The following is an 11237-nucleotide window of genomic DNA, read 5'->3' on the forward strand; positions in this document are numbered from 1 at the left end:
GCGGGAGTTCGGATCTCAACTCACCTGCTGAACAGAGAGGAACCCCATGCAGGCAAACTGGCAGCCCGCCCAGGGCGAAGAGGGGCAGAGCGCCCTCGAGCAGTTCGGCGTCAACCTCACGGAAGTCGCCCGCTCGGGTAAGCTCGACCCCGTCATCGGTCGCGACAGCGAGATCCGCCGCGTGAGCCAGGTGCTCACCCGGCGCACGAAGAACAACCCGGTGCTGATCGGCGAGCCCGGCGTCGGCAAGACGGCCGTCGTCGAGGGCCTCGCCCAGCGCATCGTCGCCGGTGACGTCGCCGAATCACTGAAGGACAAGGAGCTGATCTCCCTCGATATCTCGGCGCTCATCGCCGGTGCGAAGTACCGCGGCGAATTCGAGGAGCGCATGAAGGCGGTGCTCGCCGAGATCAAGGATTCCGACGGCAAGATCATCACCTTCATCGACGAGCTGCACACGCTCATGGGGGCCGGCGGCGGCGAGTCGTCGGTGGCGGCGTCGCAGATGCTGAAGCCCATGCTCGCCCGCGGCGAGCTGCGGCTCATTGGCGCGACCACGCTCGACGAGTACCGCGAGTACATCGAGAAGGATGCCGCGCTCGAGCGGCGCTTCCAGCAGGTGTACGTGGGCGAGCCGAGCGTCGAAGACACGGTCGCGATCCTGCGCGGCCTCAAGGAGCGCTATGAGGCGCACCACAAGGTGACCATCGCCGATTCGGCTCTGGTCGCCGCCGCGAGCCTGTCGAACCGGTACATCACTGCGCGGCAGCTGCCCGATAAGGCGATCGACCTGATCGACGAGGCCGCGAGCCGTCTCCGCATGGAGATCGACTCGGCTCCGATCGAGATCGACGAACTGCGCCGCGCGGTCGACCGGCTGAAGCTCGAGGAGCTCGCGCTCAAGAAGGAGAAGGACGAGGCTTCGAAGGAGCGCCTGGCGAAGCTGCGCGAGGACCTCGCCGAGAAGCAGCGCGAGCTCGACGGCCTCGAGGCCCGCTGGGAGCGCGAGCGCGCTACGCTGAACCGGGTCGGCTCCCTCAGGGAGAAGCTCGACCAGCTCAACATGCAGGCGCAGGTCGCCCAGCGCGAGGGCAACCTCGAGAAGGCGTCGAAGCTGCTCTACGGCGAGATCCCAGTGATCCAGAAGCAACTCGCCGAGGCTGAACAGGCCGAGATGGCGGGAGAGGTCGACGGTGAGCCGCGCATGGTGAACGACCAGGTGACCGACGAGGACATCGCCGGTGTGGTCGCTGCCTGGACCGGCATCCCGGTCGGCCGCCTGCTGCAGGGCGAGACCGAGAAGCTGCTCGCGCTCGAGAGCGAGCTCGGCAAGCGGCTCATCGGCCAGGGTGACGCGGTGCGCGCGGTCGCTGACGCGGTGCGTCGCACGCGGGCCGGGATCGCGGATCCCAACCGGCCGACCGGTTCGTTCCTGTTCCTCGGCCCCACCGGCGTCGGCAAGACGGAGCTCGCGAAGGCGCTCGCCGAGTTCCTCTTCGACGACGAGCACGCCATGGTGCGCATCGACATGAGCGAGTACGGCGAGAAGCACTCCGTATCGCGGCTCGTCGGCGCCCCTCCCGGGTACATCGGTTACGAGCAGGGCGGTCAGCTGACCGAGGCCGTGCGTCGGCGCCCCTACTCGGTCGTGCTGCTCGATGAGGTCGAGAAGGCGCACCCCGAGGTGTTCGACGTGCTGCTGCAGGTGCTCGACGACGGTCGGCTCACCGACGGTCAGGGCCGAACGGTCGACTTCCGCAACGTGATCCTGATCCTCACCTCGAATCTCGGCTCGCAGTATCTGATCGACCCCGATCTGCCGTGGAGCGAGAAGGAGTTCGGGGTGCGCGAGACTGTGCGCCGCGCGTTCAAGCCCGAATTCATCAACCGACTCGACGAGATGGTCATCTTCCGGCCGCTCTCGGAGGGCGACCTGGCGCAGATCGTGGATCTGGCGGTCGATCGTCTGCAGGACCGGCTGGCGGATCGCCGGCTCACCCTCGGCGTCACGCCCGAGGCGCGCTCCTGGCTGGCATCGCGCGGCTACGATCCGATCTACGGCGCGCGTCCGCTGCGGCGGCTCATGCAGCACGAGATCGACGACCGGCTCGCGCGGGCGATCCTCTCCGGATCCGTGCGCGACGGCGACGCCGTGCGAGTGGACGTGGCGCCCGACGGCGAATCGCTCGCGCTGGAGAGCGCAGGGTCGGTGCCGTCGAATGGCGGATCCGAGGGTGAAGGCCCCGACGACGTGATCGAGGCCGAACTGCTCGACGACTGAGGATTGGGCGGCCGGGTGGCCGGCTGCCCCTCTTCCAAGGAGGAGATCGCGGTCTATGCGGTGGTTTTCGAGGGCGACCCACCGCATAGACCGCGATCTCCTCATTGGCGCGGAAACGGGTGCTGATGCTCGGTGAAGTGAAGCAGTGCCATCGCCGGTTGAAGAGTGATGGGAAGCGCCCTTGTAACGTGCGCTTCACGGCACCGCCGGCATTCTGCCCGACGGCTTGGAGCGGCTGTATCTCGTGGGGCTCACTGCGCCTCGTGGGCTCAGACACCGGCCTATCAGATCCGGGCCCGGCTGGTCCTCGAGATGGTGGGCCTGCACGAGAGCGGCGATTTCTCTCAGGGGATAGCCGTTCGAGCACCAGGAGCCCGACGATCGGGTTGATATCGTCCGCACGGACTGGCTGGAGCAGGTGGAAGACGTGCGCACGGTTCTGGCAGGGGGCGGGCGACGACGAGACTGTGAACGGCTATCCGCCAAATCACGGACGCGGGGCGTGTCCGGCTGTGGTCTGATGGGATATATCCGACGGAAGGATCCCTATGAACCTCAATCGCACGCTTCCTCGTCGCGTCATCGTCACCGGTGCCTCCTCGGGCATCGGACGCGCGGTTGCCGAGGGAGTGCTCGCCTCGGAGGGCGCCGTGCTCGGGATCGACCTGCGCACGGCTCCCGACTGGCAGCACGAGCGGCTCGCGCAGCGCGAGGCCGATGTCTCGGACCCTGCGCGCATCGCCGAGATCTTCGCGGAGGCCGACGGCCTGCTCGGCGGAGCACCCGACGCCGTCGTGCACTGCGCAGGCATCTATCGCTGGGGCCCTCTCGATGAGATGACCGCCGATGAATGGGATATGTCGATGCGGATAAACGCGCGCGGCTCCTTCGTCGTCGCGCAGGCCGCAGCCAGAGCCATCGCAGAGGGAGCGATCGTGCTGCTCAGCTCAGTGGCGTACGCGCGCGGCGACGAGACCGAGCCGGGTGCGGCCTACGCTGCGAGCAAAGGCGCCATCGTGAGCCTCACCCGCCAGCTCGCGGCCGAACTCGGCCCGAAGGGGATCCGGGTGAACGCCGTCGCTCCCGGCATGATCCTGACCCCGATGCTGACCCTCGGGAACACACCGGGCGCGGTCGAGACCCTCACCGCGAAGCTTCCCTCGCGCCGTCTCGGAACGGTGGACGACGTCGCGGCAGCCTGCCTGTTCCTCACGAGCGGCGCGGCGGGCTACATCACCGGCGAGACGCTGCACGTCGACGGCGGTTACACGGCGACCTGAGCGGGCCACGCGGTATTCAGTCGTCGTAGTCCTCATCGGTCCAGTCCTGATCCTCGTTCACCCAGAACTGGAACCTCGCCCACAGCGAGCTGAGGAACGGCACCAGGCCGCGCGGCATCAGCAAGATCACGACCAGCAGCACGAACCCGAGCGCGATGAAGCGCACCTCGGGCACATCCTGCAGCTGCATCTGCACAAAGGAGATCAGCAGGGTGCCGATGATCGGGCCGGTGATCGTACCGAGGCCGCCGACCACCATCATGGTGACGATCAGTGTCATCGGACCGAGGCCCATGAGCGTCGGGGAGGCGATCTCGAATACGTTAGCGTAGATTGCTCCCGCAACGCCGGCGAGGAAGCCTGAGATCGCGAACACGAGCATCTGGTAGGTGCGCTGCCCGATGCCGCGCGCCGATGCCAGAGCCGGGTTGTCGCGCATCGCGACCATCCCGTTGCCGAGCGGTGAACGGATCAGCGCGAACAGGATCAGCGTGGTGATCACCGCGGCGCCGAGCCCGATCCAGTAGTTCGCGCGGAGCGCCCCGTCACCCTCGAAGCCGAAGCCGCCGAAGCCCGACATGCCGTAGCTGCCTCCCGTCACACCGCTCTGGTCGGCGATGATGAGCAGGCGCACGACCTCGGCAAAGCCGAAGGTGAGCAGGGAAACGTAGATGCCGCGCAGGCGGAGTACCGGGATCGACAGCAGCAGGGCGATCAGGGCCGACACGAGACCGCCGACCGGGATCGCGATCCACGGCGACACCGGAAGGTAGGTCGCGATGAGGCCTGCGGAGTACGCGCCCAGGGCGTAGAAGGCGAGCTGGCCGAAGTTCCACACGCCGCCGTAACCGAGCACGAGGTTCCAGCTCTGCGCGAGGGTGATGGTGATCACGGCGAGTGCCGCGGCGCTGAGCCAGCTGCGATCCGGTGCGATGAATGGGAATACGACGGCCACGAGCAGCACGACGAGGGCGAGCAACGGTCGGGGCCGTGGCCAGCCCATGCGCTTCGCATCCCAGCGCGGTGAAGCGGGCGATGTCGCGGTCGTCTGTTTCGAACTCATAGACGTGCCTCCTGGGGCTTGCCTGCGATGCCGAACGGCCGTGCGATGAGCACGAGCACGATCAGTGCGTAGAGGACGGGCATCGCGTATGTCGAGGTCCAGAAGATCGAGACCGCTGCCTGCACGAAGCCGATGATGTATGCCGCAATAATGGTGCCGCGGGTGCTGCCGAGGCCGGCGAAGATCGCGACGATCAGCGCCTGCAGCATCGGTAGGTCGCCCATGTTCGGGGAAACGAAGTACACCGGCGCGAGCAGCACGCCCGCGAGGCCGGCGAGCCCGGCCGCGAGCCCCATGGTGAGCACGTAGGCCCTCCGAGCGGGGATGCCCATGAGCCTGGCCGCGTCGAGGTTCTGCGCGACCGCGGTGATCGCGAGCCCGTAGCGCGACTTGGTGAGGAAGAGCCCGAGTGCCGAGAGCGCGACGATCGCGATGACGGCGGTGAGGACCTGATGCCAGGTGATCGAGACTCCCTCGGTGATTTGCAGGCGACCCGGTACGAGCGCTGGGAAGTCCTTCTGGCGTGGCCCATAGATGAGCTGCACCACGTTCTGCAAGATCGAAGCGATGGCGAACGTCGAGATGAACGCTGTCATCTCGAAGTCGACGCCTGCCCGCCCGATGAGTCGGCTGACGCCGACCGCGTAGCTCAACATGCCTAGCAGGGCAGCGATGACCACGGCGATGACCATCGACGCCCACGGAGACCAACCGAGGTTCGAGGTGAACGTCCACGCAGCCACGCCGCCAAGCATCACCATTACGCCCTGCGCCATGTTCAGCACGCGCAGCGTACCGTAGACGAGGTTCATGCCGATCGTGATGAGTGCGAGCATCGAGCCCTGCACGACGGTCGAGACGAGGGTCTGCAATACGAGGTTCATTCGGTCATCCCCAGATATGTCTCGCGGAGCGCCTGTTCGTCGAGCAGCCCGGCTTCGTCGGCCGAGCGCACGATTTCGCCGTTCTCGACGAGATGGATCGAGTCTGCGAGCGACTGCGCGCGGGTCACGTTCTCCTCCACGAGCAGCACGGTCATGCCTGTGTCGATGATGCGGCGTACCTGCGAGTAGACCTCATCGACTATCACTGGTGCGAGACCGAGACTCGGCTCATCGATCATGATGAGCTTGCCGTCGCCCATGAGCCCGCGCCCGATCGCGAGCATGCGGCGTTCTCCGCCCGACAGGGTGCGCGCACGCTGGGTGCGACGTTCGAGCAGGCGCGGAAAGATGTCGTAGACCTCTTCCATTCGCTGCTTCGCGTTCTTCGCGGCGCTCTTCGTGAAGGCTCCGAGCACCAGATTCTCCTCGACGGTCATGTCGGGGAAGACCAGGTCGCCCTGCGGCATGTGGATCAGACCGCGCTCGACCAGCTTCTCGGCTCTCTCGCGAGTGATGTCGGACCCATCGAATGCGATCGACCCCGATCGCACCTTGATGAGTCCGCTGATCGCGCGCAGCAGCGTGGTCTTGCCGTGGCCGTTCGGGCCCACGAGCACCGAGCACTCGCCCCGCCTCACGCCGAGGGAGATACCCTGCACGATCGTGGTGGAGCCGTATCCGGCCACCACATCGGTCAGCTCAAGCATCGCGTTCCTCCCTTCCTGCGACTTTGATCGCCGCCGTGGATGCCGCTTCCTCCGCCGACGAACCGAGGTAGACGCGCACGACCTCAGGGTCGGTCATCACCTCGTGAGGGTCGCCCTGACGCAGGGTGCGGCCCTGGTCCATGATGAGCACCCGGTCGGCGAGGGTCATGAGTGCGCGCATCACGTGCTCGATGAGTACGATCGTGACATCTCGCTCGCTGTTGACCCGGCTGAGCAGCACGAGCATCGCGTCGATCTCCTCGTCGTTGAGACCGCCGAAGGGCTCATCGAGGAAGAGCATCTGCGGCGAACTCGCGAGGGCCGACGCGATCATGAGGCGCTTCTTGTCGTAGATGGGTAGATCGCCTGACGTCTCCGCGGCCCGATCGGCGAGCCCGACGAACTCGAGGGCCTCCGCGGCCCGATCCCACACCTGCGGGTCGCGTCCGAGGCTCTTCCACCATGGCTTGCCCGAGCCGAAGTGCGCCCCCACCACGACGTTCCCCATCACGGTCTCGCTGTCGAACACCGACGGTTTCTGGAAGGTGCGGGTGATGCCGAGGTGGCAGATGGAATGCACCGACGACTTCACGATCGATGTTCCGTCGAACCTGATCTCGCCGCTCGTGGCGCGCACCATGCCGGTGACGACGTCGAACAGGGTGGTTTTGCCGGCGCCGTTCGGACCGGCGATGCCGAAGATCTCGCCCTGGAGCACGCTGAACGAGACATCGTTGACGGCGATGAGGCCGCCGTATCGCTTCGTGGCTCCTCGGACCTCGAGGAGCGCTCCGGTGTCGTTGCTCATCACAGCCAGCCCGGCAGTTCGAACTCGCCGTTGATGTACGGGGCGGGCGATATGAGCACCTGCTTCTGATCCTGGATCTGATAGGTCAGGTGGGGCATGCCGAGGCTCGAGTCGTTCACCTGGTCCGGGTAGGGGATAGCTGTGAGGTCGTCCTCGCCCAGGTTGTAGGTGCCGACGACGCCGCGGAAGGTGAGGCGTTTCGCGGCGGCCGAGACCTTCTCGGAGTCGTACGCGTCACCGGCGCGCGACGCGGCCTGAGCCCAAAGGCGCACGATGTCGTACTGCGCGCCCGACTGGCTGAGGCCGGCCGCGGTGCCGTAGGTGTCGAGGTAGCGCTTGCGGAACCGCTCGCCGATATCGTCGGGGAGCGTGCCGATGGTGGTCGACCAGATCACGCCGTTCGCCGCGTCGCCCGCGAGTTCCAAGTATTCGGGCACGCTGGGGCCGTACTGCTGGTAGAGCAGCGATGGTGTCGGAGCTGAGGCGAACTGCTTCGCGAAGCTCGCCAGGTCGCCTGCGAGGTAGTCGGTCACGAAGATGAGGCCTGGGGGGTTGTTGCGGATCTTGGAGAGCTGCGGGCCCCAGTCCGCGTAGGGCACCGAGATCTCCTCGTACATGGTGATCTCCCAGCCGAGCTCCTTGAGGCCGTTCATCATGACCGTCGCGATGGAGATGGAGTACGAGTCGTTGCTTGCGATGACCGCGGCCGACTTCGACGACGGCGTCCAGGCGCCCGATTCGATCCATCCCTCCATCAGCTGCTGGAACCCGCTGGCGTACCAGGGTTCGGTAGGGCAGCACTGGAAGATGTTGTCGTAGCCCTTGTCGACGACGTAGTCGGTATTGTCCTGCAGTGTGTTGGTGTGGAATAGCGGCACGCCGCCGTCGGCGTAGATCGGGAACTCGACCGAGGTCGTCGTGGTGTAGCCGCCCGAAGCCGCCGCGACCTTCTCGCGCGAGACGAGGCGTTGAGCTACCTGGATGAAATTCTCGGGCGCCTGGTCTCCGACGTCGCCGACGACGAGCTCGACCTGCTGTCCGAGTACGCCGCCCTCGGCGTTGATGTCGTCGATGGCGAGGCGCGCGCCGCGTTCCATCTCTTGACCGTCGCCCGCGTAGGGGCCGGTGACAGGCGCGACGAGGCCGAACTTGATAGTCCCTCCCGTGCCACCGGCGCTCGAGGAACGGTCCCGTGGGGCTCCGAAGTATCCGCCGGCGGTGCCCGCCGCGAGGCCGACGATACCGGTGAGGCCCGCCGTGCGCACGAGGTCGCGACGCGTGATCCGCTTCCTCTTCGCCCCGCTGGGGGGTTGAATGTCGCTCATATTCCACTCCTTCGTGATGCCAGTCACGCGTCGCAGTTATGCGTCCGTGCCACGTCAGTCTCATACCGTAGGTGACAAGGTGCGAGGCGGGCATGCGTCATTTGACGGATCCGCGTGCGTCGGCGGTGGGTTCAGCGGGCGGTAGCTGGCACGGGCGGCTAGGTGAGCCAGGCGGGGAGTTCGAAATCCGATACACGGCCGAACGGTTGCGGGCTGAGCAGGACGTGCTCGCTGCGCTGGATCTGATAGATCTGGTGGGCTTGGCTGAGTGCCGCGTCGTTCGTCGTATCGGGGTAGAGCTGCGGGGATTGACCCGTCGCTCCGAAGTAGTAGACCCCGTTCACGCCGCGATACGGCCAGCGTCGCAGGTGGGCGACGACCTCCGCGACGTCCTCGGGATTGTTCGACGACCAGGCGGCCGCCAGCATGCGGACCTGATCGTAGAGCGCGCCTCCGATCGACCAGCCCGGATCCTGGCTATATTTGGCTCGGTACTGCTCGCGGAACCGCGTGCCGAACTCGTCGTCGTACGTGCCGGTGACGGTCGACCAGAGCACTCCATCGGCAGCCTGGCCCAGCTCGGTGATGAACGCCGGGTTCGACGGCGCGTAGATGCCGTACACGAGCGACGGCGCGGGATTGCGCAGGAAGGCACGCTGGAACGCGGCGAACTCCTGATCGAGGTAGCTGGCGAACAGGATCGCCGCGGGGCGGGCCTCGGAGATCCTGGCGACGATCGCCTCCCAGTCGGTCTCGCCCGGCGGCGTGGGAATAGGGTCCACGACGTTCCAGCCGCGCGATGCCGCGAGCTCGCGGAACGCCGGAGTGGCGAGATACATGCTGGCTGAGGGGAGCTCGAGGGACATGATGTCGCGATTTGCGGGGGTCCAGGACCCTGCGTCGGAGAGTTCCTCGAGGAACCGCAGCATTCCCGGCGCGTAGTGATTCTCCGAAGCGCAGGTCTGGAAGACGGTGCCGTACTTCCAAGGCTCTCTCTCGGCCTTCTGTACGTCGGCTTCGAAGGTCGCGGTGTGCAGGAATGGCTTGCCGTACTCGGCGACGCGGTCGATGGCCTGCGGATGCTCGGCGCTGACGTAGCTGGTCACGATCGCATCGACCCCGCTCTCGAAGAGCGTGTCGAGCCCTGAACTGACGCTGTCCCAGTCGAACAGATCGACCTCGACCGGCACCGCCTCGATGCCGCGGCCGCCGACCCCACCGTGCTGATTGAGCTCGTCGACGGCCAGGAGCGCGCCCCCGAGCACCTGCGCACCGTCCGACGACGAGGTGCCGGGCGTGACGATCCCGAGCCGGATCGGCACGCGTGTCGGGACATCGTCGCGGATGGGCTGGTGCTCGCGCCCTAGACGACGCTGATATGCGAGTTCGAGTTCGGCGATGCCGAGGCCACCCGTCTCGGGGAGTCCCCCCGGCAATGGCAGACGGAGGAGACCGAGATCGACGGCGATGGCCGCGAGACCGCCGCGCGAGCTCTGGCCGAGTTTTTCAAGCAGACGCTCGAGCTGGGTCGAGACGGTGCGAGCGGAGGTGCCGAGGCGTTCTGCGATGCGGCCGTTGGTGAAGCCGAGCGCCACCAGGGTGAGCACGTCGAGCTCGCGCACCGTGAGGCCGCGCGGCATCTCGCTGGGGCGGATGCGCGCGAACACCCGCCCGGACTTCGCGCGATCCCCGCCCCGCGAGTGCGTGAGGGCGAGCTGCACATCGAGCCACTGCGTCCCATCCCGCCACACGAACCGCATGGCCGGGCGTCGGATCTGCGGGAAGGCTTTTGCATAGCCCCAGAGCTCCGCCGGAACCTGCTGGGGGAGTAGATGCGTGGATGTGTCGGCGGCGAACGTACGCTCGATGACTCCCTGCAGCATGTGCTCCGACCCCTGCCGCCGATCCTGCCTATGATTGGATCGCAACATGATATCAATCCGTGTTCGACCACGGGTGCACGGCGAGGTCGCCATGGCAGGCCGTGGCGATGTTAGCCGAACTGGACTCCGCCGTTGACGGCGATGCGCTGGCCAGTGACATAGCCGCTGTCGTAGCCCGCGAGCCAGGCGACGACGTCTGCGATGTCCTCGGCCGTGCCGTGCCGCTGCAACGGCACCTGCGAGCGCAGTTCGGCGTAGCGCTGCTCGACGGAGACGCCGTTCTCCTGCGCTTGGAACTCCACCTCCTCGGCATGCATCGGAGTGAGGATGAAGCCGGGTGCCACGGTGTTCGCGGTGATCCCGGAACTCCCGAGTTCGACCGCGAGTACGCGCGTGAGGGTATGGATCGCGCCCTTGCTCGCGCAGTAAGGGGCACCCCCGACGACGGGCTCGTCGCCGAACAGCGACCCCATGTTCACGATACGACCGGCATCCGACTCGCGCAGGTGCGGGATCGCGAGCTGGGTGAGAGCGACGACCGCGACCACGTTGACTTCGAGGGTGCGGCGCAGTCCGTCGAGACCGAGTTCTGCGACAGTCCCGGCCTCACCGCCGCTCGCAGCATTGTTCACGAGTACGTCGATGCGGCCGAGCTCGCCCGCGACTCGGGACACCAATCGCCGTCGCACCGCGTCGTCGGAGACGTCGCCGACGACGGCGACCGCGGAACCGGCCGCGATCTCGTCAGCGAATAACGCCGGGAGCTCCGCCGAGAAATCGCAGAGCCCCGCGAGGTATCCGTCTCGCAGCAGTCGCTTTGCGGTAGCAAGGCCGATTCCCGAGGCGGCGCCGGTGATGATCGCCACGCGCGCTCGAAGAGCGGTCGACGGAATGGAATCGGAAACGGCTGCAGACATGATGACTCTCGAATTTCGTTCGGCTGGGGAATCCACTCTGACGTCTGTCAGCTCGCCGTTCATCGGTTGATTGACGTATGGCCCGAGCA

General features: G+C 66.6%; 9 protein-coding genes. 2 read left to right on the forward strand and 7 right to left on the reverse strand.

The window, feature by feature from the left end; translation table 11 throughout:
* Positions 1-46 precede the first annotated feature (46 nt).
* Complete coding sequence (locus KVY00_RS10630; RefSeq protein WP_223042931.1) at positions 47-2281, forward strand: ATP-dependent Clp protease ATP-binding subunit; 2235 nt, start codon at positions 47-49, stop codon at positions 2279-2281.
* 548 nt (positions 2282-2829) lie between these two features.
* Positions 2830-3561, forward strand: coding sequence for an SDR family NAD(P)-dependent oxidoreductase (locus tag KVY00_RS10635; protein ID WP_223042932.1), 732 nt, complete (start codon positions 2830-2832; stop codon positions 3559-3561).
* A 16-nt stretch (positions 3562-3577) separates the two neighbouring features.
* Here the strand turns inward: KVY00_RS10635 and KVY00_RS10640 are convergent, their stop codons facing one another.
* The 7 genes from KVY00_RS10640 to KVY00_RS10670 form a co-directional block, all read right to left on the reverse strand.
* Positions 3578-4624 carry a branched-chain amino acid ABC transporter permease gene (locus KVY00_RS10640; protein WP_223042933.1) on the reverse strand — a complete coding sequence of 349 codons (1047 nt, stop codon included), beginning with the start codon at positions 4622-4624 and terminating at the stop codon, positions 3578-3580.
* Positions 4621-5508 carry a branched-chain amino acid ABC transporter permease gene (locus tag KVY00_RS10645; protein WP_223042934.1) on the reverse strand — a complete coding sequence of 296 codons (888 nt, stop codon included), beginning with the start codon at positions 5506-5508 and terminating at the stop codon, positions 4621-4623. The genes KVY00_RS10640 and KVY00_RS10645 overlap by 4 nt, the downstream gene beginning before the upstream one ends.
* The gene (locus tag KVY00_RS10650) at positions 5505-6215 is read right to left on the reverse strand and encodes an ABC transporter ATP-binding protein (protein WP_223042935.1); all 711 of its coding nucleotides are present in this window, start codon (positions 6213-6215) and stop codon (positions 5505-5507) included. The genes KVY00_RS10645 and KVY00_RS10650 overlap by 4 nt, the downstream gene beginning before the upstream one ends.
* Positions 6208-7023, reverse strand: coding sequence for an ABC transporter ATP-binding protein (locus KVY00_RS10655; protein ID WP_223042936.1), 816 nt, complete (start codon positions 7021-7023; stop codon positions 6208-6210). The genes KVY00_RS10650 and KVY00_RS10655 overlap by 8 nt, the downstream gene beginning before the upstream one ends.
* A complete protein-coding gene (locus KVY00_RS10660; RefSeq protein WP_223042937.1) occupies positions 7023-8348 on the reverse strand; it encodes an ABC transporter substrate-binding protein in 1326 nt (441 codons plus the stop codon). The genes KVY00_RS10655 and KVY00_RS10660 overlap by 1 nt, the downstream gene beginning before the upstream one ends.
* A 158-nt stretch (positions 8349-8506) precedes the next feature.
* Positions 8507-10279 (reverse strand): ABC transporter substrate-binding protein, encoded by a 1773-nt coding sequence (locus KVY00_RS10665; protein WP_223042938.1) that lies wholly within the window; start codon positions 10277-10279, stop codon positions 8507-8509.
* A gap of 62 nt (positions 10280-10341) precedes the next feature.
* Positions 10342-11097: an SDR family NAD(P)-dependent oxidoreductase gene (locus tag KVY00_RS10670; protein ID WP_223042939.1), complete on the reverse strand. Its 756-nt coding sequence runs from the start codon at positions 11095-11097 to the stop codon at positions 10342-10344.
* Positions 11098-11237: the final 140 nt, after the last annotated feature.

It is taken from the genome of Leucobacter tenebrionis, assembly GCF_019884725.1.
In the GTDB taxonomy this organism is placed as follows: Bacteria; Actinomycetota; Actinomycetes; order Actinomycetales; family Microbacteriaceae; genus Leucobacter; species Leucobacter tenebrionis.

Excerpts from the sequence above, each read along its gene's own strand:
- KVY00_RS10630 (WP_223042931.1), top strand. The coding sequence starts at position 47 with ATGCAGGCAAACTGGCAGCCCGCCCAGGGCGAAGAGGGGCAGAGCGCC.
- KVY00_RS10645 (WP_223042934.1), bottom strand. The coding sequence starts at position 5,508 with ATGAACCTCGTATTGCAGACCCTCGTCTCGACCGTCGTGCAGGGCTCG.
- KVY00_RS10650 (WP_223042935.1), bottom strand. The coding sequence starts at position 6,215 with ATGCTTGAGCTGACCGATGTGGTGGCCGGATACGGCTCCACCACGATC.
- KVY00_RS10655 (WP_223042936.1), bottom strand. The coding sequence starts at position 7,023 with ATGAGCAACGACACCGGAGCGCTCCTCGAGGTCCGAGGAGCCACGAAG.
- KVY00_RS10660 (WP_223042937.1), bottom strand. The coding sequence starts at position 8,348 with ATGAGCGACATTCAACCCCCCAGCGGGGCGAAGAGGAAGCGGATCACG.
- KVY00_RS10640 (WP_223042933.1), bottom strand. The coding sequence starts at position 4,624 with ATGAGTTCGAAACAGACGACCGCGACATCGCCCGCTTCACCGCGCTGG.
- KVY00_RS10635 (WP_223042932.1), top strand. The coding sequence starts at position 2,830 with ATGAACCTCAATCGCACGCTTCCTCGTCGCGTCATCGTCACCGGTGCC.
- KVY00_RS10665 (WP_223042938.1), bottom strand. The coding sequence starts at position 10,279 with ATGTTGCGATCCAATCATAGGCAGGATCGGCGGCAGGGGTCGGAGCAC.